This is a genomic window from Novosphingobium sp. TK46 (assembly GCF_055361525.1).
The window spans coordinates 3,126,363-3,148,180 of the sequence record NZ_CM143963.1 but is presented as its reverse complement, the minus strand read 5'-3'; the positions used below and the strand labels follow the sequence as shown (position 1 = coordinate 3,148,180).

At 61.2% G+C, this 21,818-nt stretch carries 14 protein-coding genes and 2 pseudogenes; 5 read left to right on the top strand and 11 right to left on the bottom strand.

Annotated features, from left to right (window positions below):
- Positions 1–89: 89 nt before the first annotated feature.
- Positions 90–2,618, top strand: a complete 2,529-nt coding sequence (locus ACXJ1Z_RS15055; protein WP_463777720.1) for a sensor domain-containing phosphodiesterase — start codon at positions 90–92, stop codon at positions 2,616–2,618.
- A gap of 289 nt (positions 2,619–2,907) precedes the next feature.
- Here the strand turns inward: ACXJ1Z_RS15055 and ACXJ1Z_RS15050 are convergent, their stop codons facing one another.
- From ACXJ1Z_RS15050 to ACXJ1Z_RS15005, 10 genes and pseudogenes are all read right to left on the bottom strand, one after another.
- The gene (locus ACXJ1Z_RS15050) at positions 2,908–3,171 is read right to left on the bottom strand and encodes a DksA/TraR family C4-type zinc finger protein (RefSeq protein ID WP_463777718.1); all 264 of its coding nucleotides are present in this window, start codon (positions 3,169–3,171) and stop codon (positions 2,908–2,910) included.
- Between the two features lie 385 nt (positions 3,172–3,556).
- Complete coding sequence (locus ACXJ1Z_RS15045; protein ID WP_463777717.1) at positions 3,557–4,156, bottom strand: hypothetical protein; 600 nt, start codon at positions 4,154–4,156, stop codon at positions 3,557–3,559.
- A gap of 990 nt (positions 4,157–5,146) precedes the next feature.
- Positions 5,147–7,450: a TonB-dependent receptor gene (locus tag ACXJ1Z_RS15040; RefSeq protein ID WP_463777715.1), complete on the bottom strand. Its 2,304-nt coding sequence runs from the start codon at positions 7,448–7,450 to the stop codon at positions 5,147–5,149.
- Positions 7,451–7,525: 75 nt separating this feature from the next.
- On the bottom strand, positions 7,526–9,094 hold the full coding sequence (locus ACXJ1Z_RS15035; protein WP_463777714.1) for a sulfatase family protein: 1,569 nt from the start codon (positions 9,092–9,094) through the stop codon (positions 7,526–7,528).
- A 177-nt stretch (positions 9,095–9,271) separates the two neighbouring features.
- Positions 9,272–10,870, bottom strand: coding sequence for a carboxylesterase/lipase family protein (locus ACXJ1Z_RS15030; protein WP_463777712.1), 1,599 nt, complete (start codon positions 10,868–10,870; stop codon positions 9,272–9,274).
- A 640-nt stretch (positions 10,871–11,510) separates the two neighbouring features.
- Complete coding sequence (locus ACXJ1Z_RS15025) at positions 11,511–11,972, bottom strand: hypothetical protein (protein ID WP_463776847.1); 462 nt, start codon at positions 11,970–11,972, stop codon at positions 11,511–11,513.
- A 183-nt stretch (positions 11,973–12,155) separates the two neighbouring features.
- Complete coding sequence (locus ACXJ1Z_RS15020) at positions 12,156–13,364, bottom strand: tyrosine-type recombinase/integrase (protein ID WP_463776845.1); 1,209 nt, start codon at positions 13,362–13,364, stop codon at positions 12,156–12,158.
- Positions 13,361–14,017: a tyrosine-type recombinase/integrase gene (locus tag ACXJ1Z_RS15015; RefSeq protein WP_463776844.1), complete on the bottom strand. Its 657-nt coding sequence runs from the start codon at positions 14,015–14,017 to the stop codon at positions 13,361–13,363. The genes ACXJ1Z_RS15020 and ACXJ1Z_RS15015 overlap by 4 nt, the downstream gene beginning before the upstream one ends.
- 99 nt (positions 14,018–14,116) lie before the next feature.
- A pseudogene (locus tag ACXJ1Z_RS15010) lies at positions 14,117–14,185 on the bottom strand (hypothetical protein); the annotation flags it as partial.
- A gap of 131 nt (positions 14,186–14,316) precedes the next feature.
- Positions 14,317–14,514, bottom strand: a pseudogene (locus ACXJ1Z_RS15005) (Arm DNA-binding domain-containing protein); the annotation flags it as partial.
- 577 nt (positions 14,515–15,091) lie between these two features.
- On the opposite strand from ACXJ1Z_RS15005, the gene ACXJ1Z_RS15000 reads away from it, so the two are divergent.
- Positions 15,092–16,321 carry an MFS transporter gene (locus ACXJ1Z_RS15000; protein ID WP_463781268.1) on the top strand — a complete coding sequence of 410 codons (1,230 nt, stop codon included), beginning with the start codon at positions 15,092–15,094 and terminating at the stop codon, positions 16,319–16,321.
- 46 nt (positions 16,322–16,367) lie between these two features.
- On the opposite strand, the gene acs is transcribed toward ACXJ1Z_RS15000, so the two are convergent.
- Positions 16,368–18,317: an acetate--CoA ligase gene (acs, locus tag ACXJ1Z_RS14995; protein ID WP_463777711.1), complete on the bottom strand. Its 1,950-nt coding sequence runs from the start codon at positions 18,315–18,317 to the stop codon at positions 16,368–16,370.
- A 333-nt stretch (positions 18,318–18,650) separates the two neighbouring features.
- Between acs and ACXJ1Z_RS14990 the strand changes: the two genes are divergently transcribed.
- The 3 genes from ACXJ1Z_RS14990 (at position 18,651) to ACXJ1Z_RS14980 (ending at position 21,745) form a co-directional block, all read left to right on the top strand.
- Positions 18,651–18,929, top strand: coding sequence for a hypothetical protein (locus ACXJ1Z_RS14990; protein WP_463777710.1), 279 nt, complete (start codon positions 18,651–18,653; stop codon positions 18,927–18,929).
- 135 nt (positions 18,930–19,064) lie between these two features.
- The gene (locus tag ACXJ1Z_RS14985) at positions 19,065–21,206 is read left to right on the top strand and encodes a catalase (protein WP_463777708.1); all 2,142 of its coding nucleotides are present in this window, start codon (positions 19,065–19,067) and stop codon (positions 21,204–21,206) included.
- On the top strand, positions 21,203–21,745 hold the full coding sequence (locus ACXJ1Z_RS14980; protein WP_463777707.1) for an ankyrin repeat domain-containing protein: 543 nt from the start codon (positions 21,203–21,205) through the stop codon (positions 21,743–21,745). Before ACXJ1Z_RS14985 ends, ACXJ1Z_RS14980 begins: the two co-directional genes overlap by 4 nt.
- Positions 21,746–21,818: the final 73 nt, after the last annotated feature.

Sequence of the window (21,818 nt, the reverse complement as noted above, 5' to 3'; positions counted from 1 at the left end):
TCAGATCCAGCACCATAGAGCGCTGAGCCTAGCTACGTGCTGACGTGCTGTTTACCAAACTCTAACCGCTGTCTTGCATTTAACGTCGCATGGATCTCTCCAATGCCCCTAGCCTTTCTAATGAAATGGAGCGCCTCGCAGCTCTCGACAGCTACGACATCTTGGACACTCCACCAGAGGGGCAATTCGATGAACTGACCCAGTTGGCTGCTGTGGCAATCGGGGCAAGCAGTTCCGTCATCAGCCTGATGGATAATGACCGTCAATGGTTCAAATCCCGCCATGACGTTTCAATCAGCGAAACCCCGCGCGCGGTAGCCTTTTGCAATCACGTTGTCGCACATGGCAAACCCATTATCGTTCCCGATGCTAGGTTGGATTGGCGGTTCAGCAACAACCCGCTTGTGACAAAGCCAGACGGCATTCGTTTCTATGCCGGCTATCCCTTGATCGTCCAGTCGGGTCATTGCCTGGGCACGCTATGCGTCTTCGATGCTCGGCCCCACGCCGATCTCACCCGGCACCAGGCCGCCCTCCTCAACGATCTTGCCCGGCTCGCGACAGAAAGGATCGAAGCGCGCCGCGAACGCCGTTTTGGCGAAATCGCTGCTCAGGTTGTGAGCGCAACATCAGACGCCATCCTCGCTTTCGATGCCGAAGGTATGATCGTGTTCTCAAATCAAGCGTCCGAGAGGATGTTTGGGCTGCCCCGTGGCGGATCAATCGCTTATCATATCGAAAACCTTATCCACCCCGAAGATCTAGATCGCTTCCGCAGACACCTGAGTCAGGTTGGATCGACCGGTGGCCAAACGCTGCCGAGCTCGCCTGCCGAAATTAATGCTTTGCACACGGACGGGAGCGAAGTAGCAGTTGAAATATCGCTGGCGATGTGGGGCGGGGACAACTCGGAAAATGGTTTTGTTGCCATACTGCGCGATGTAAGCGTTCGTAAAGCTTTGGAGCGGGATCGCGAAGTCTCTAAATCGTTCTTACATACGGTTATCACAAACCTGCCAGCAATGCTGTATGTAAAGGATACTATTACTCGCCAATACCTGATGATCAATGCGGCTGGTGAGCGGATGGTCGGAATCCCCGCAAGCGAAATGATTGGACGGACCGATTACAGTCTCTTTCCAGATTATTGCAAGACGTATGCGCTGCGAGATGAATCCACGCTGATATCCTCCGGCCCGGATATTTTCGAAAGTACGTTCATCCGACGGGACGGAGGCACAGTTCATCTTCGCACGGCTCGCACCCTGATCGATGGCCCCGACCGCCCGCACCAGTATATCCTTGGTATATCTGAAGATGTGACGCAAATTCGCCAAGCGCAGGCGGAGGTCATTCGGCTTGGTCGGTACGACCCGCTTACTAACCTGTTCAATCGAGCAACCTATACGCAAGAGGTGCAGGAATTACTGACCGAGAACACCCCCTTTGCCATGCTGAGTATCGATCTCGATCGATTTAAGTCAATCAATGATCAACTCGGCCATCCTGCAGGTGATGCGGTTCTGACGCAAGTTGGCGAAAGGCTTGGCTCGGCCATCAAGCATCCCAATTTCGTAGCTCGCGTCGGCGGCGACGAATTTGTCGCCGTCTTGGTAGGCGAGAACTTGCGGGATCGCGCGCGACTTACCGCGAACGCTCTCGTCCAACTGATGTCGGAACCGTTCGTCTTGGATCGCGTCATTGCCCATGCAGGAGCGTCTATAGGCATTGTCATCATGCCGGAGGATGGCACTACAATCGAGAGGTTGCGAGAAAACGTTGACTTGGCTTTGTATAGAGCCAAGCACATGGGCAAATCCGCTGCCTGTTTCTTTGACGCGGAAATGGACGCGTCCGCGCATGAGCGCCGGTATCTTGAGCGCGAGCTTCAGGATGCGATCAACACCGGCAATATCACCCTGGTCTACCAACCGCTGGTGCGAGCAGGCGATGGTCACATAACCAGTGTCGAGGCGTTGGCTCGGTGGTCGCACCCTATATGCGGTCCCGTCAGGCCTGATGTATTTATTTCGCTTGCTGAAGATTGCGGGTGGATCGATGAGCTTGGAAGGCAATTGTTGCAACGCGCATGCCACGATGCTCTCAATTGGCCGACGGATGTTCGAGTTGCGGTTAATCTGTCTCCCATCCAATTTATGTCCCACAAGCTGGTCGAAACAGTAACCCAGGCGTTGGCGACGTCTGGGTTGGATGCACAACGTCTGCAGCTCGAAGTGACCGAGCGACTGGTCATCCGCGATGTGGAAGCGACCTTCAGCCAGCTCGAGCAGCTGCGCGATTTGGGCATACAGATCCTTGTGGATGATTTTGGTGTTGGATACTCATCACTTAGCTACTTCCAGAGGTTCCCATTTGATAAGGTGAAGATCGACAAATCATTCGTCAACGAGGTTGGCACGTCTCAAGCAGCCAAGGCAATAATCCAAGCTGTCGTCGGACTTGGCCAGCAACTCAAGATGGCGGTTGTAGCCGAGGGGGTCGAAACGGAACTTCAAAGGCAAACTTTGACCGAGTTAGGATGCACACACCTCCAAGGGTATCTCTTCAGCCACCCTCTTCCTGCAGACGAAATCACTGAATTATTACGTTCATCATGAATGGACGCGAAGAGGGCTTCGACGGCGCGATCATGTACAGGTAGCTGCGTTAAGCGGCCCGCCCGACCTAGGCGCCCAGCCATAGGTCGACAGCGCCCGTCAGGCAAACCGGTGTAAACTTGGACAGGCTAGGCATCCATAAGTAGCCGATCCATTCTCCGAAACTTCAGTCGGAAGAACAACTGGCTCGCCCGCCAGAGGAATGGTTGAGTAGCGACATGAACCAGCGGCAGCTTTCGGTTGTGTTGGTTTGAGTAGCCAATGACCGGAATGAGGGCGGGGATTGTCGTCAGCGTAATTGACTATCCTTGCTGCCGCGGCGGTTGATTTGCGAGTGGACTACGGTCTTGTCCCGGCGGCCCTGACAAGCAACGCAGGTGCGCGCACCCGGCAGTACCTCGCGCCGACGAGCGGGAATAGCCTCACCACAGTCTTCGCAATGGTCGAGCCCTTCACCAGCGGGCATTCGTGCACGAGCCCCGCGAATGGCATCGCTCACTGTGTCGTCAATCTGATCCTGCACTGCACCGTCACGCGACCATCCACCGGCCATACCAGCTTCCCTGCAACTCTCACCGACACACTTGGGAGCGCGCCGCGCGTGGTTCAATCCCAGGCCGTCATGACGGCCCGGGCGTAGCCCCGGCTCGGATTGAGCGAGCGGGGGCTTTCGGGAACGTGCAAGGGAGATGACTAAAGCGGCTGTCGCGGCGGCAGACTCCCACGCTGCCGGAAGCCACCCACCTCAAACGTCGACCCGCCGCCTGGAGGACGGCCCGCAGCTATGTGTCGCCGGACGATCCATCCGATGCGTCAGAGCAGCCCCGGCAGGGCGTTGGAGCAGGCGGCAGCCTCTCGGACGATCGCTGCTCCTGGCCGCTGTCACCACAACCGACATGCGAACTTACGGCCAGTCTTCCTTCCCTAGCCGAACGAGGTCAGCGCGGTACGTAAGCGGCTAACGTCACCGGTCGTTTAGGATCCGCTCGCGTCACCTTCCTGCCGTCCGACACCAACGCTTCTGCGTCGGGCCCGGTGTTGTCATTTAGCCGCCAGGATTCGAAGATGCGGTTGTGCCACACGATCGTGTTCCCCTTCGGATCAAAGCGGAAAGTAGTGAAGTCGGTCCAATGCTGCCCGCAGGCGACGCCGCTCTCAAGCGTGAAGAAGCGCCCTTTGATAGCGATTGCGCCCGCATCCTCGACAGGATCGCACTGACCGCCTTCGTCTCTTTGAAGCACGACCCGATCGTTGCGCGCGATGAGCGTGGCGGTGTGGCCCACCAGACGATAGACCAGTAGCAGCCGTGGCGGTGCAGCGCGGCGTGCTGATCTGGGCTGTCGGCCCTCGTCCGGATGGGCAGCCACCACGATGCAGATTATGCGCGGCGGATCTAGCGTTTGGCTGCACGCCGCCACCCGCGCGACATGGCCCGCCGGTAGCTTCGCGCGGACCGCTGCCGGCATGGCGACCGGCTCCCATGCGGCAGCCGGTTGTGCCATCGCCAAAAGCAGGATTGCTGCCAAATGCTTGCTCATGTCGCTTCGCGGCGTCGGTCGCTGGGCGCAGTGATGGCAAAGGCGTGGGTGTCTTGCATATCCATGGCCTAACTGTTTGTCCGGCATCCACAAGCGTCGAGCATGCCGGCGGAACTGAGCTCGCTGTGCTTTGCTGGAATGGCATTCCAGTTAGGCGTATGCGCAACGTGAACGGCCGGCAACTATGAGGAAGTGCTAAGCCACTCCCGTGCGGCCGGGTAGAGGGCGAGGACAGGCGCCCTGCTCCGTCTATTCTCTTCCAGGCACGTCGCTAAGGAGTTGCTTTTCCTGGATCCGGACATGCAGCTTCGCGCAGATCGAGCCGGCTTCTATTTATCCATCACGGAACCCTGGAACCCTTCTCCGACGATGCGCCGCGTTCGTGCTATCTTCTCGCGCGATCGTGAAACTGCCGCTTCTGAGCGACGGATCGTTTCTCTAACCGAAGCAAGGAGTTCTTCCAAACTCTGGGTAGTTGGCGGACTAGGAGGCTTCTGAGTGATAACGGCCGTCCCGATCAGAGCGGGAGCGCATAGTCTCTCAGGCGTCGTTTACTCAGGGTTGATCGACGATGTCCCCCTTTGGGCCCGTTCAAGCTCTTGGTCCATCGATCTACGACACGGGTCCAATTGGCTCCTATCCACACCACGGGACACGATATGCAGTTTCGCGGACACTTGAATGCGATCACCGGGAACCTGCCCACGTACAACTGATTTCGGGCATGCTGTCGCACCAGCTGAATGACGGAGATGAGGCGCAGCTGGCCTTAAAGCGGACGGAAAGGTCGCTTTGATTCACCGAGCGAAAGAGCATCTCAATTTCAAATGTAAACCTGGCAGCTATAAGCTGCGGTAATCATCCCTCCGCATGAGATCGAACCGCAATCGAGACAGCGACTCGTTCTACATCTCACCAAGGCAAACCCGTAAGGCGCTGATCAGCACAGGCGAGGGGAGCGCCCACGCAACGCATCCCCCTACCGTTATGTCAAAAGTTCTTGCGAGCGTTGATGCCGAAGTAGCGGTCATTATCACGTGGCACGAAGCGGACCGTGCCGGCGGTGGTGCCATTGCCAAGTAGGTTCGAATAATGCTGGTCGAGGATGTTCTTCACCAGTCCCCGGACTTCCCAGTCACCCTCACGCAGCAGGGCGATGCTCGCGTTCCATATGCCATAAGCAGGCTGGATGGTGCTGGGCGTCTGCGTAAGCGCGAATTGCGTGTCGCTGCGGAAGGTCCAGTCGGTCTGCAGCTCAATGTTCTTGTCGGCACCAAGCGGTAGCCGCCAGGCTCCGCCGCCAGCCAGCTTCCAGTCCGGCGCGAACGGCAGGGACGCACCGTTGATCGAGACGCAGCTGGCGACGTTCACCGGGCACTTGAAATCGCGAACGCGGGCATGGTTGTAGACACCCGAGACGTTGAAGGTCAGCCGATCGGTTGGCCGCGCCGCAAAATCGAGCTCCACCCCCTGCGTGCGTACGTCACCTGCGTTGATCAGGCGGGTGACTGGCGCGCCGAGAAAGGTGTCCTGGAAATTGGCCTGGTAGCCGGCGTAATCGGTTCGGTAGAGGGCGATCGCTGCCGTAACCCGGCCGTCGAGGAGGCTCGACTTGAGGCCAAGCTCGTAGCTGTTGGAGGTTTCCGGCGAGAGCGCCTGATCGTCGAATGCCTGCATGTTGAAGAAGACGTTGTATGCGGGCCCCTTGTAGCCGCGCGAGTAGGTGAAGTACGCGGTTGCCTCGGGCGTGATCTTGTACTGCACGCCGGCGCGGCCGCTCCAGTCCCAGCGGTCGGTCTTGCCCGAGCGCAGGCCGATCGACGGCCGGATCGCGGTGACGCCGGCGCCCGGCGTCGCCTCGGACGGAAGCACCGAGGTGCGACTGTGATAGTACGAGAGCTTGTCGTAGATCAGCCGCCCACCCAGAATGAAGGTCAGCGTGTCGCTGGCGTGTAGGTTGGCCTCTCCGAACAGCGCGGCGTTCTCTGCGCGCGTGCCGTATTCGGCGACGCCGACGTTTGTGCGGCTCACCGCGCCCGATGAGAGGGTGACGTTACGCTGATAGCGCTCATCGGTGTCGGCCTTCAGGTAATAGGCGCCGATCACGTAGTCGATCAGTTTGCCCTGCGGCGAAGCGAGGCGCAGCTCCTGGCTGAACTGGTTGAACTTCAGCCGGCCGTCATCGCTGCCCTGCGGGAAGGCATCGGTCTGGAGCGAGCGCTGGTCCCAGTCGGGCACCTGATGGTTGCGCCACTCGCGATAAGCGGTAATCGAGGTGACGGTGTAATCGCCCGGCCGCCACTCGGCGGTAAGCGAGCCGCCGTAGTTGCTGTCGTTCACATGCGTGTCGAACGTGGTGTTGACGGTCTTGTTGTTCGAACTGGCGACGATGCCTTCACGCGCCAGGATCGCGGCAAGCGCGGGGCTGTCGGTACGCACGTTGGTGGGGTAGGCGATCCGCGCGGTGCTGGAGTAGACGCCGTTGGGCGTGGTGTCCTTGTTATGGGTGTAGTCACCCGCGAGCGTCAGCGTGAGATCGTCGGTGGGCTTCGCCTGGAGCTTGCCCCGGACGCCATAGCGCTCGTAGCCGTTGACCCAGTTGTCGGTGCCGATATTGCGAACATTGCCCTTGAAATTGGCGTAGATGCCGCTGAGCGAATAGCCCAGCTTGTCGCCGATCGGGCCGGAGAGCAGGCCGCGCACGCGGTACTCGTCCCCCTCGTAATAGCCGACGTCGATCGCGCCGGTTTGCGCCTGGGTCGGCGACTTGGTGACGACATTGACCACGCCGGCCGAGGCGTTCTTGCCGAACAGTGTGCCCTGCGGACCGCGCAGCACCTCAAGCCGTTCCAAGTCCATGAGGTCGAGCGTCGCCTGCCCCGGGCGGACCAGCACAACGCCGTCCACGACGGTGGAGACCGATGACTCAACGCCTGGCGAGGTGGTGATCGTTCCCACACCACGGATGAAGATGTTGCGATCCTTGTTCGACGCGCCGTTGCGAAAGTCCAGCGTCGGGACCGTCGCTGCGATGTCCTGGATGTTGTTGAGGTTGCGCGACGCTGCGGCATCGCCGTTCACCACCGAGATGGCGACCGGAACGTCCTTGAGGCTCTCGTTGCGGAACCGCGCGGTGACGACGATGTCTCCTTCGCCGGAAGGAGCACTCGTCGGCTCGGAGGGTTCGCTCTGCGAACCGGGCGCATCCTGCGCGCTGGCGGTTCCGGCTGCGCCGAAACCCAGCACGACGGTGGTTCCCGCGAGCACCGCGCAACTCAAGCTTATGGTCTTCACGATCTTACTCCCTGATTCGTGCGTGACCGATAATGTCTATGCCGTCAGTAGAGAAGAGAAGTTTTTCGTTGCCGATCAGGAGATGTGCTTTTCGGGCGGCAGCAGCAGGCTGGACGGGAACGGCGCATTTCCGGGCCCCTTTGGGTCACGCAGAGCATTGCGCTGGCCAGCGTCGGGCGCGAGCGGGATTTGCATGCCCTGGGTGCGCTCGAGCAGATCAAACAGTTTCGTGCTCATCCGCCGCGCCAGCTCTTCGTGGCCCGGTACGGCGAGCAGATTGTTGGTCTCGTCTGGGTCGGACTGGATGTCGTAGAGTTCGTCGATGTCCCAGATGCCGTGGAAGTGGACGTACTTGAAGCGATCCTCGCGCAGCGCATGAACGGTGGGGGTCTGCGGAAAATTGCGCTCCCAGTAGTACTCGTAGAGCAGTTCGGTGCGCCATGGCACGGACTCGCCGCGCGCGAGCGGCAGCATGTCCTTGCCTTCCATGTGCGCCGGCGCCTCAAGCCCGGCGGCGGCAAGCAAAGTCGGTGCGATGTCGATGTTGGCGACGACTTGCTCGACCTTGCGGTTCCCGCCGGGACCGAACAGCGCCGGGCAGCGCGCCAGCATCGGGATACGCATTGATTCCTCATAGGCGGTGCGCTTGTCGATCAGCCCGTGCTCGCCGAACATGAAGCCGTTGTCGCCTAGGTACAAGATCAGCGTCTCGTCGAGCTCGCCGCGCGCATCGAGTTCCGACATGATCTTCTCGATGCCTTCGTCGACCGCGAGCAGCGTCTCCATGTAACGCTTGTAGTAGCTCGCGATGTCGAGATGCGAATGGTACGCGTAGTCGACCCCGTGCCAGCTGTTGCGCTGGTCCTGCACCCAGCGCGGACGGCCCTGCGCGGCGGGGCCATCCTTCGCCATGGAAGCGGGATAGCGGAAGGTCTCGTTCTCGTACTTGCCGGTGTGGCGCTCTGCGGGGATGAATTCGGCGTGCACCGCCTTGTGGCTGAGGTAGCACAGCCACGGCTTGTCCTTCGGCCGCTCCTTGATCCAGTCGAGCGCGTAGTCGGTCAGTTCATCGGTGATGTAGCCTTTTTGCGGCACCCGCTTGCCGTTGATGTTGAGGCCGTTTTCCTCGGGCAGGTAGCTGCCCTGCCCCTTGAAGCTGATCCAGTGGTCGAAGCCGGGCTGCGGCTGGTCGCCGGTGTCGCCCATGTGCCATTTGCCGATGAACGCGGTCTGGTAGCCCGCGGTCTGCAAATATTCCGGGAAGAAGATCAGGTTCGGATCGACCGGATGGTTGTTGTCCACCACCCGGTGTTGGTGGGCGTATAGCCCGGTCAGGATCGACGCCCGTGAGGGCGAGCACAGCGCCGTCGTGACAAAGGCATTGCGGAAATGCACGCCCTCGCGCGCCAGGCGGTCCAGTGCAGGGGTGTCGCCGAAGGTCTGCGCCTTCATGAAGCCCATGGCATCGTAGCGGTGGTCGTCCGTCAGGATCACCAGGATGTTACGCGGCGTCGTGCGTGGCTTGTGCGCCAGCCGCAGCTGCTTGGGTGCCGGCTTCGCGGATGCAGCGGCATTGTTCCAGGAATATAGGCCGAAAGCGGCCCCGCCACCAGCGAGCAGAATGCTCCTGCGATTGGTATCCATGGAAGCGACTCCGACTGAGGACGAGAATAGGAAGCCGCTAATGCAATCACCACCAAGATGATAGACTATCTTTCGACCATCGGCGATTGGTTCTTCGTGGTGTCGGCGGCGAGCGTACGACTGAACCGCTTAGTCGCCGACATCCGTGCCCGCGGCGAAGTTACGTCGGCTTCAGCTTCAGCGCTTGGCGCCACTGGATGTGCGCGGGTCCGGCAGGCCGAGCGCGGCGAGGGCGTCCATCCGCCTGGTGTCAGCCCAGCGCCCAATCGCCGGTAGGCCGCCGAAGCGGATCACGCGCTCTCGGCGCGGATCATAGTGCGGCCAGCGCACGCCAAGTGTCGGGTTGTTCGGGTCTCCACCGGCGGCGAATGCGACAAGCGCATCCTGCATCCGCTCGGCAAGGGCCATATCGTCAGCGGTCCAGTCGCGCGTCCGTCGCGGATTGTTGAGGCTGTCGAAGGTACCGAGCCAATAGGGCACGTCATCGGTATGGTTCACGCCGGTCGTCGCGGGATCGAGGTCGGAGAAGATCGTTCCAGGATGATAGGGATGCCGCCGCTCGAAGAGATACGCGTAGACAGGCGAGGTGCCGTTGCGAGCCTGCAACCGAGCCCAGCTGCGCATCATCGTCGAGAAGCCGAGATCGTGCGCCAGCGCGCGCGCCATATCGTGCGCCTGCGTATCTGACGTTGCGGGGTAGAGCCGCAGGATGGCCTCGGCCTGCTGCGGCCATCGCTTTGCAACGGCGGCATGGTACTGGTCTAGCGTCATTATCGAGGTCAGCGGATCCAGCGCCTCGTCCCTGACGGTGCCCAGCAACAGCGGAACGTCCGCTTCCTGGTGGCGAGCGTAGACTTGCACCGGCGACTCATTCACGACCATGCCATCCACGTCCGGCAAGATCAGTGCCGGCTGCGCGGTGACGATGCGGTCGGCCGGCATGCGTCGCAGCGCGGCAAGATCGGTCGCACCAAGCTTTGCACGCAGCCGTTCGCCATCCTGTTCCGCCTCATCCAGGGTCGGGATCCGGTCCGAGGCGGGCGAGCTGTAGACCGAGCCGCTTAGCGCTGCGATGCGCGAGAAGAGGCCCTTGGCAGCGGAACTGGTCTGAAGCAGCGCGATCGACATCGCGCCTGCCGATTGGCCCAGCAGCGTGATGCGCGCGGGGTCACCGCCAAAGGCGGCGGCATTGGCCTTGATCCAACGCAGCGCGGCGATTTGATCCATGAGGCCATAGTTGCCCGGGGCCCCCTCGGGTGACTCTCGGCTTAGCTCGGGCAGTGCGAGAAAGCCCAAAGCACCCAGCCGATAGTTGATGGCGAACACCACCGCCCCGCGTGCCGCCAGCTTGTCGCCGACGTAGAGCGGCTTACGCGCGGAGCCGGCGACGAACGAGCCGCCATGAATGAAGACGATCACCGGCAACGCGGTGCCGGCGCTCGCACCCCTCGGAGCCCAGACGTTGAGCGTCAGGCAGTCCTCCGCAACCGGATCGTCCCCGACATAGTAAGCGATGCCATGGTCACGCAGCGGCTGCATGCAGGACGGGCCGAAGCGGTCCGCCACGAAGGGCGTGCTCCAGGGAGCGGCGGGCTGCGGCGGCTTCCAGCGAAGCTCCCCGATCGGCGGCGCGGCATAGGGGATGCCCAGCCACGCCTGTACGCCGCTGTCCAGCGTGAAGCCTACCGTCGATCCGAGCGTGATCTCTGCGGTAGTCGCCGCGATCGCTGGGGCGGCCGCCGCCAGCGTCAGACCGAACGTAAGCAGGTAGCGCATCCGGCCAGCGACTCGTCCCACGCGACGACCGCAACCTCTTACGACTTCCGCAGCGTCCAAGCGATCGCGTGCACGTGCTTGATCTCGCGAATAGGCGAGAGCGTCTCCCTCTCGATGAGATAAATGAGCTGCGCCCAACTTGGCACGCCCCAGCTGTAAGCCACGATAGCTCTGTTCATTTCTACCTCCCGCGCCGGGGATACGAGGCCCCCCCCGCCCTATCGATGGTGGATTGGCAAACGCGCCGCTTGCCCCAGACCACAATTCCGACGACGATGCGCAAATGCGCGAGTGGAAAGACGGCGGAAGAGAATTGAGCTGCGACATCTTTCCCATTTCCTAGGGTTAGAAACGTTGTTCGAGCGAGCATGCTCCCGCGCTGGGCAGACCAGCATCATGCCTGCGGCAATTATCAGCAATTCTTTAAGCGTAAAGACGCGCCTGAATGAGCGGCAGCTTTTAAGAGAGTCTATCGACGGCTCGGGCGGCCGGAATGAGGGCGTGAACGGCCGGGCGCGGAGCCGCTCCGAACGGTCGGAAAGGCCAGTCCGGCGCTCCAAAGCGGCCGTGCCGTCGTCCGCCAGGCGCGACAACGTTGATAATTTTCAGCCGCGTGGCTGGCCTGAAGTCGGCTTGGCAATCAGGAGCGCTGATAATCGGCAAGGCGCACCCCGCAAGCTTGACGGCTTGGCCGCTGCCGCTTGGCGACCTGCACGGCGATAGTCATGTCAGAGCGCTTGATGACGTAGTCTGGGTTGTCCCCGTAGCAGATAACCAGATGGTCAAGAGCGCAATCGGCGAGGGTTGTGCCAACCGCACAACGTATAGCGTGCAACCAGCGCGCTGAGGCGTACGGATGGGCAAGGGTCCATATGCCTCGGCCAAAATCGAAGACAACCACGATCAGCCAAAGCCCAAAAATGGCCAAGGCGGGAACCGATGAGGAATCGTCTATGATCGCCTGTGTAGCCGCCGCTGCTACAAACAGGAACGGTAGCGCAAGTAGGCTTAGCGACGACGGGATCGTTCCAAGCGGACTTACTTCCAACCGCGCGATTGCCAAGCTGATGAGGCCAGGTTTTCGGTCTTTCGAGGGGGTCATATGGGCCTCCTTTGCGTCGGGCAGCCTTGCCATTTCCAACTGTAATCCCGGACAAGATGGATACCACGCCACCCGTGTTAGCGAATAACGTCGATCGTATTTGGCCGACGATACTGCCTTGGGGGCCGCACGCCTATCGAAAAGCTATACTCCAGCCGTAGCTTGCAGCGAGCGCTTCGACCATCAAGGCGCCGTGCCGCCAAGCAATCGCTCAACAACGATCCCAATCTGCTTCGATGCCTCCAACAAGTGCTCATCGCCCAAGTGAGAGTATCTTGATGTCGACTCCGCTTTGACATGGCCCAGCAACCGCCCGATCATGGGAATGGACTCCTTGTTCATCGCCGCGTGGCTGGCAAAGGTATGACGCAGGTCGTGGAGCCTGACGTTTCGCAATTCAGCCTTGCTGCGGAACTCCTCCCAGTAGTACTGAAGGCTTCTGAGCGGCTTTCTAAACTTCAGGTTCCAGAACAGCCAAGGGATGTCGCGATGGCGTGGGAGAGTGGCGATCAGTGCCCTGGCTTCATCGCCAAGCCAGATGGTTCGCGGACCGGTCTTGCTGTCCCGAAGCTTGAGGCGGCTCCCCTTCACATCCTGCCACTGTAGTCCCAAAATCTCTCCGCAGCGGCACCCGGTCAGCAACAACAGAGTGATGGCGACGGCTGCCACCGGACGGACCTTCTCGTCGCCTGCCCTCTCCCTAGCGAGCAATCCCCCAAGCTTCTCCAGTTCCGCGACACTGAGGAACCGCTCGCACTTCCTGCGACGGTTCTGGCGCACCTCGCGGCATGGGTTAGTGTTATCGCGGCGATATCCCCAGCTCTCGGCCTTGTTGAGCATGTGGCTCAAGATGCCAAGCGTCCGGTTGGCAGCGCCGGGGCCGCCGTTATCCGTCACCATCGAGAACCACTTGGTCACGTGCGCTTCGTTCAGCTCGTCGATGAACACGCCGGTGAACGCGTCGTCGAGGTAGAGCGCGCGGTAGTACTGATTGCGATCATAGGTGGACGGCTTCCAGCGCGGCGCCCAACGTCGCCAGTATTCTTCGAGGAAATCGTCAAACCGCGGTGCGCCTCGCGCGCGACGACGATCCGTCGCCGGATCGCCACCTACCTGGGCGTAAGCGGACACGCGCCGGGCAACAGCGGCCGCTTGATGCTGCGTGATCACGTTGGCGGGGCCGATCGTAACCGTGCGGACGCGCCCGCCCATGCGGGTCTGAACTATGTAGACGTTTCGACCGCTCTTGTAGTGCCGTACGCCGAAGCCGTGTTCGACACCGATCCAGGTCGTTGTCCGCGGACGGCCCTTGGGGACGCGAAGGTCCAGCAGATTGGCGCCGATCTCGGCAAGTGCTTTTGCCAACACCTGCTTGAGCGAAAGAGCCGTCATCGCGTTAGCCCTATGTTGCGAGCCAAAGCGCCGCAGACCCGCTGCGCCGCGTCAGCGATGGTGTCATCGGACAGGTGGGCGTACTTGGCAGTAGTCTCGACGAGCAGATGGCCAAGCAGCTTTCCGATAGTTGCAAGAGGAACGTTGTCCATGACAGCCGTCGAAGCGAAGCTGTGCCGCAGGTCATGGATGCGCACGTCCGGTATCGCGCATGTACGTCGGAAGTTTGGCCACCATTTTCCGAGAACCATCGGCCCCGTTCGCTTGACGTTCGGGAAAACCAATGGGCAGTCGCCGATGCGTGGTACAGCGTCGAGGATGGCGAGCGCCTGACTGTTGAGCCAGATGGTTTTCGCGCCGGTCTTGCTATCCGGGAGGAGCAGGTATGGCGGCCTGACCCATTCCCATCTGAGGTCCTTGATCTCGCTGATCCGAGCACCCGTGTAGAGCAGCAATCGGATAATCGCGACCTCGGCTGGGTAGTCACCTTCCGCTTCGCTTAGAGCCGCTCCTACGCGACGATATTCAAGCGGAGTGAGGAAGCGTTCACAACGCGCGCGGCGGTAGCGCGGCATAGCCCTGCAAGGGTTTGATCCCTTGGGTCTCAGGTGCAGCTGTTCGGCGTAGTTCAGCAGCGATGCGAACACCGGCACCGCCCGATTGAAACGCGCTTCGAGGTCACCCGAGCAATCATCTCGCCACCGTGTCACATCAGCACGGGTTATGTCTGCAACGCGTATGCTCCCGAATACCGGCCCAAGGTCGCGCTTCCACGCTTCGAAGTTGCGTTTCTGCGTCGATGGCTTCCAATGCCGAGCAATGTCTTTCCAGTAGATCTCGACATAATCGGTGAGTGTCGGAGTAGACTGACGACCACTCTTTTGGGCAGGCCGTCGAGAGCAACTTCGGCAAGCAGGCGACGTGCACTGGCGCGTGCCGCCACTGCCTCGACATCCACCGTCTTGCCCAGACTAAACCGCCGATGCTTGCCACGCTGCCGCAGCCGAACGAACCAAAAGCGGGCGCCTGACGGTCTGACACGAAGCCCGAAACCAGGCAGTTGTGTGTCCCAGATGCAGTATTCTTTGCTGCGCGTGGGCAGCTTGCGGCGAGCGAGATTGCCGTCAAGAAATGCCCTTCGAGGCTGCATCGGTCGTTTGGGGACCATAAGGCCATCAGGTACAGCAAAACTATTAAGAAAAGCCTCGGAAGTCTGCGGATCTGCGGGGACCTGACAGCCATCGTGAGCACCCGAACTGTCGAGCGATTCCTGAAACGCCTGCACTGATTTGATTGCACTTTTTCCCATAAAATGCGGCTTAGCCGCGTAGGGTGTGCAAATGTCCCTTTCTTTCGGCTGGGGGCTCACATCTGACCTTTCAATCGTCGCGATGCAGATCTGTTCTGGACATGGTGGATCGGATCTGAGAGAGGAGCTCCTAGGTCATGCGCGTTGGAAAACGAGGCGCAGGCGATCCGAACAATCGGACGGACCCGGGAGAGGATGTCCTTGGCTTTAGCCGATGCGCGCAAGATGAAAGAGCAGTGCTTTTCATCGACTTATACTTTCGCCAAGCTCAGGAACTGCGCGGCGTGAAGTCGGAATGCATCAGGGGCGACGAGGGTCGGCGTCAGCGGGTTCGAGACCTTGCGCCTCGATCGGAGTCCGGTCACCATGACAGATATCTGTGCTTGCGCACGATCCAGTCAGGATACTCGTTGGCGTGATGGGCAATTATTTTCCAGGTTGGCGGCAGGTGGCGTTGTGCTTTCTGCTTCTTTCGGCAACCGGCATGATCGCCTCGACGTATTCGCTTGTGGCGGTGCCACTCTACCAGGAGTTCAGGCCCAGTCGCATGGTGCTGATGCTGTCGATGACGGCAATGGCCGGATCCAGCGCCGTACTGATGCCGATCATGGGTGGCGTGCTGGACCGGTTCTCGGTGCGCAAGATGATGGTGGTTGGCGCTCTCTGCCTTGCCGCCGGCTATGCCGCGCTGTCGTTTGCGACATCGTTCAACCAAGTTCTGGTGATTTTCGCGGTGTTGATGGCGCTGGCCAATGTGCTCATCGGGCCGCTTGCCGTTACCGTGCTGCTGTCCCGATGGTTCGAGCAGCGTCGCGGTCGCGCGATCGGTATCGCCATCGCGGGTATTTCGGCCGGCGGCTTCTTGTTTCCGATGATCGTTCAGGGACTTCTGGATGCCTATCAGTGGCGCGAGGCCTTGCGCCTGCTTGGATTTATCCTGTTGCTGTTTACGGTACCGGTCGCACTTCTGACCATCGATTCACCGCAGCAGCGTGGCCTGGTCCCGGATGGCGCATCGCCTGCTCACGAGAGCGCGACTGAGCGGACAGCGATCGAGCCGATCTCGGCCAGTGCGATCTTGACCGATCCCGCCTTCTGGATGATCGCGGCGTCGGTCGCGGTCGTCACCGCTGGAATGAAGGGGTCGGTCACGAACCTTGCGCCCCTCGCGCTTGACGCCGGGGTGGAGCCATCGCGGGCGGCGTACCTGATTTCGATCTACGCCGGCTGCAGTTTCGTCGCCAAGATGCTTTTCGCCACGTTTTCGGACAAGCTGGGCGCGCGCGCCATCATGTTCGTCTCGTTATGCGGCTTCGCGGTCGGAATGATCTGCCTTACGCAGGCGTACCTTGGCTTCGGCATGATCGCTTTCGGGGTCGCCGTCGTCGGGCTGTTCGGCGGGATGATGGTTCCGATCGAAAGCTACCTCGCGCCCAAGGTGTTCGGACAAGGCGCGGTGGGACGGGCGATGGGCCTGCTTTCAGGTACCATCCTCATCGCCCTGCTTCTCAGCCCGCCGCTGTTCGGCTTCATCTTCGACCAGACCGGAAGCTACGCCGGCATTTTCTGGACATTCGGCGGACTGGCCGCAGTGGCGCTGCTGGCCATCCCCAAGCTGCGCCTGCATCCCAGAAACCAGGTGGCCTGATCCACCGGGGCGGGCGGGGGCTTACCCCCCTCGCCTGCCCCGGCCTTCAATCCTCCGCTGCGACAGGACGGTTCGCGAGCAGGTTTTCAACGACGCCGGGGTCGGCCAGGGTCGAAGTGTCGCCCAGGTTGGCGGTATCGTTCTCCGCGATCTTGCGCAGGATGCGACGCATGATCTTGCCCGAGCGGGTCTTGGGCAAGGCAGGCGCGAACTGGATCACGTCGGGCGTGGCGATCGGCCCGATTTCTGTGCGCACCCACTTGATCAGTTCCGCGCGCAGCGCCTCGTCGGGGTCGATGCCGGCATTGGTGGTGACGTAGGCGTAGATGCCCTGCCCCTTGATCGCATGAGGCATGCCGACCACCGCAGCCTCGGCGACTTTGGCATGTGCAACCAGCGCGCTCTCGATCTCCGCCGTGCCCATGCGATGTCCCGAGACGTTGATCACATCGTCGATGCGGCCGGTGATCCAGTAATAGCCATCCTCGTCGCGGCGGCAGCCATCGCCCGAAAAGTAGTACCCCTTGTACGTCGTGAAGTAGGTCTGGAAGAACCGCTCATGGTCGCCCCATACGGTGCGCATCTGTCCGGGCCAGCTATCCGCGATCACCAGACTGCCTTCCGCGGCACCCTCCAGCACTTGTCCTTCCGCGTCGAGCAGCAAGGGTTGCACACCGAACATCGGCCAGCTTGCCGATCCGGGTTTCAGCGCGGTGGCCCCCGGCAGCGGCGTGATCGTGGCGCCACCGGTCTCGGTTTGCCACCAGGTGTCGACGATCGGGCAGCGCTCCTCGCCGACCACGCGATAGTACCATTCCCAGGCTTCGGGATTGATCGGTTCTCCGACCGATCCCAGCAAGCGCAGCGACTTGCGGCTGGTTCTCGCGACCCACTCGTCGCCCTCGCGCATCAAGGCGCGCAAGGCGGTGGGCGCGCCGTAGAAGATCTCGACCTGGAACTTGTCGATGATCTGCCAGAAGCGCGAGGGGTCGGGCCAGTTGGGCACGCCTTCGAACATCACGGTGGTGCCGCCGTTCAGCAGTGGACCATACACGACATACGTATGCCCGGTCACCCAACCCACGTCCGCCGCGCACCAGAAGATCTGCCCCGGACGATAGTCGAACACGTATTCATGCGTCATCGCCGCCCAGACCGCATAGCCGCCGGTGGTGTGGAGCACGCCTTTGGGCTTTCCGGTCGAACCCGAGGTATAGAGGATGAACAGCGGGTCTTCGGCCCCGACCTCGACTGGCTCGCAACGGACGTCTTGTGTGGCGACACCCTGCTCCCAATCGACATCGCGACCTTCGACCATCGGCACGTCTGCGCCGGTATGAGCCAGCACGATCACCGTGTCGACACCGGGGCAATGAACCAGAGCCGTATCGACGTTGGCCTTGAGCGGAATCGTCTTGCCGCCGCGCCGTCCTTCGTCGGTGGTCAGCACCATGCGGCTGTCACAATCCTGGATGCGCCCAGCAAGCGCTTCGGGCGAGAACCCGGCGAAGACGATCGAGTGGATCGCGCCGATCCGTGCACAAGCCAACATCGCGATAGCCGCTTCCGGAACCATCGGCAGATAGATCGTCACCCGATCGCCCTTGCCGACACCGCGACTTTTGAGCAGGTTGGCGAAACGGCAAACCTGTTCGTGCAGTTCGCGATAGGTGATGCGGCGCTCGGGCGTGGTTGGATCATCGGCCTCCCACACGATCGCCACCGTGTCGCCGCTTTCGGGCAGATGACGGTCGACGCAGTTTACGGACAGGTTGAGCGTACCGTCACCGAACCAGCGGATGCCGAAGTCCGCCTCGTGGAAGCTGGTTTGCTTGACTTGCGTGAACGGCTTGATCCAGTCGATCCGTCTGCCTTCCTCGCTCCAGAAGCCCTCCGGATCTTCGATCGAGCGTCGGTGCAGCTGGTGATAGCGCGCTTCGTCGATCAGGCTGCTGGCCGCCCAGGTGGCCGGAACGGGATAGATCGACTGCGGCATGCGCGCTCTCCTGCGACGTTGTTTTCGATGACCCTTCGGGCGAGTCTCGGCCATTGCGTCTAGCACAGCGGCGCAGCGCAGGTGCAAGGCGTCCCGCGTGCCATCCCTTGCCTCTGAACCCAAGAATACCCCGCAAGCTCGATTGATAAAAAGCAATAGCTGCTAAGTTATTGCGCAAGCCTCACTTTCGATCGGAACGATTTGACGGCTCTCGGGTTGGAAACGGCATCCACGTCGTCATCGGCCGACAGGCTGGCGGCTGGCCGGTTGGGAAGTGCGTTTTAGTCACCGATGCGAGCCGGAAATTTTTCGCGCCAGAAAGCGGAGCAGCACATGACCGACGAAAAGGGCAAGTTTCCCACTCAGGCCAGCGGTGAAGGACACACTCGGGGTGCCAGCGACGGCGTGGGCACCGATACCACGCATGGTCGGACCGAAAGCGAGAGTCAGGGCGGCGCCTATCCCAACCCGCATACCGGCAAGGAAGACGCCGGCAAGTCGGAGGGCTTCCACGGCGGCCAGAGCAAGACCGCATATCACGGGTCGGGACAACTGGGCGAGGAAGCGATCGAGGGCGAACACAACGACAACTCGGCCACGAAGAAGGGCTGAAGCCGTCGAAGCGCAGGCAGCCTTCGCGGCAATGTCTGCGAACATCATGGCTGGCCCAATCGATACGATTTTCACAGATGCCGACGATGGCATCTGATCCCACGAGCGGCTTCAAGATTTTTAGAAGGAATACACATGGCCAACACGAAAATCGGTGAAGACACCGGTGCCAAGTCTGGCGCACGGGAATTCGCTCACGAGGTCGGCACTGGCGGCGAGCTGCATCAGTTGCCCCAGGATGGGGTGCTGACGACGCAGCAGGGCATTCCCGTCGCCGACGACCAGAACAGCTTGAAGCTTGGCGAGCGCGGACCGACGTTGCTTGAAGACTTCCATCTGCGCGAGAAGATCTTTCACTTCGATCACGAACGTATCCCCGAACGGGTCGTTCACGCGCGTGGCTTCGGTGTGCATGGCACCTTCAAGCTCGATACCAGCCTGGCCGATCATACCATCGCCAAGGTGCTGACCGAGGTGGGTGAGGAAACGCCGATGTTCGTGCGGTTCTCCACGGTCGCCGGTAACAAGGGCTCGCCGGATCTTGCCCGCGACGTGCGCGGGTTTGCGGCCAAGTTCTACACGAAGGAAGGCAACTGGGACATCGTTGGCAACAACATCCCCGTCTTCTTCATCCAGGACGCCATCAAGTTTCCCGATCTTATCCATGCTGCCAAGCAGGAGCCCGATCGTGGCTTCCCGCAGGCGCAAACAGCGCATGACAACTTCTGGGACTTCATCAGCCTGACGCCGGAATCGATGCACATGATCATGTGGATCATGTCCGACCGCACGATCCCCCGCTCGTTCCGCTTCATCGAAGGCTTCGGTGTCCACACCTTCCGGTTGATCAACGCCGAGGGCAAGGGGACCTACGTCAAGTTCCACTTCAAGCCCAAGCTCGGGCTGCAATCGGTGATGTGGAACGAGGCGGTCAAGATCAACGGCGCCGATCCCGATTTCCATCGCCGTGATATGTGGGATGCGATCACCACGGGCAACGCGCCCGAGTGGGACCTGGGCGTACAGCTGTTCGACGACGATTTCGCCGACAGCTTCGAGTTCGATGTGCTCGATTCGACAAAGCTGATCCCTGAAGAGCAGGTTCCCGTCACCAAGATCGGTACGTTCGCGCTCAATCGTGTGGTCGACAACTTCTTTGCCGAAACCGAGCAAGTCGCGTTCTGCACCCAGAACGTGGTTCCCGGCATCGGCTTCACCAACGATCCGCTGCTGCACGGTCGCAACTTCTCGTACCTTGATACGCAGCTCAAGCGGTTGGGCAGTCCGAATTTCACCCACATCCCGATAAACGCCCCCAAGATCCCGGTCCAGAATTTCCAGCAGGACGGGCACATGGCGATGCGCAACCCCAAGGGCCGGGTGAACTACGAGCCGAACAGCTGGGGCGGTCCGCGCGCCGATCCGGTGAGCGGCTACAAGCACTTCCCCGCACAGGAGACCGGACGCAAGGCGCAAGTGCGATCGGCGACGTTCGCCGACCACTACAGTCAGGCGCGCCAGTTCTTCATCAGCCAGTTGCCGATCGAGCAAAAGCACATCGGTGATGCCCTGGTGTTCGAGCTGTCGAAGGTCGAAAGGGTCGACATTCGCGAGAAGATCGTCGCGCACTTGCGCAACATCGACGAGACTCTCGCGTCGGTCGTTGCCGATGGACTGGGTCTGGTAAAGCTCCCGGAACCGTTCCCGGCGGCGGTCACTCCGCGTACCGACCTGCCACCGTCCGACGCACTGAGCATCGTCAAGCGTGGGCCGCAAAGCTTCGCGGGCCGCAAGCTGGGCATCGTTGTCAGTGACGGCGCTTCCGCCAAGGTGGTCCAAGCCTTGGTCGATGCGGTCGCGGCACTTCCGGCCGTGTACGAAATCATCGCGCCGAAGATTGCCGGCGCGACCCTTGATGATGGGACGCTGGTGGAAGCCAAGCAGAAGATCGATGGTGGCCCCTCGATCCTCTACGATGCCGTCGTTCTGGTCCTGTCGGCGGACGGCGCGAAGCTTCTGTCCGAAGACAAGACCGCCAAGGACTTCGTCAGTGACGCGTTCGGCCATAGCAAGTTCATCGGCTACACTCCCGAAGCCGTGCCCCTGCTCGAGCGTGCGGGCATCACCGCCGACGATATCGATGAAGGCGTGATCGAGCTTGCGGGTGCTGGCGACGTCGCCGAGTTCCTGGAAAGCTGCGGTCAGCTGCGCGTCTGGGAGCGCGAACTCAGCACCGACCTTGACGCTGCCGGGTTCCTGAAGGCCAACGCCGAGTGAACGACACGATCGCAGCGGCGGGGACGGCAACGCCGCCGCCGCTGCCTTCGCCACAGCGGCTGCAACAACTGCTGTTCGACGCCGCAAGGACGGGGCGGGACGATGTCGTTCCTGCCCTGCTCCAGGCCGGTGCATCGATCGAAGCGCACGATGAGCGCGGGTTCACGCCACTTGTCCTGGCCAGTTACAATGGTCAGGAAACCACCACGGCGCTGCTGCTCCAACGTGGCGCCCACCCCGATGGGGCACCGGAGGATGCCGCGAGCAGCGCCCTGATGGGTGTCGCCTTCAAGGGTCACACCGCTATCGCGCGGTGCCTGCTTGATCATGGTGCCGACCCCAATCGCGCCAACCGCGCCGGTCAGACTCCGCTCATGATGGCAGCGCTGTTCAACCAGCGCGATATCATCGACATGCTGCTGGCGGCGGGTGCCGATCGCGAGACGCGCGATGGCAGCGGGCAAAGCGCCGCCGACGTCGCCCTCGCCCAAGGGAACGACGATTTGGCAAAGTTCCTATCCGGGACGACCGCTGACTGACGCGATGCGTCGTGTCGTACCGCAAGCCCCACCAAATTGCCGCAGCGACGATATGACAGCGGTGGAAAGGCGA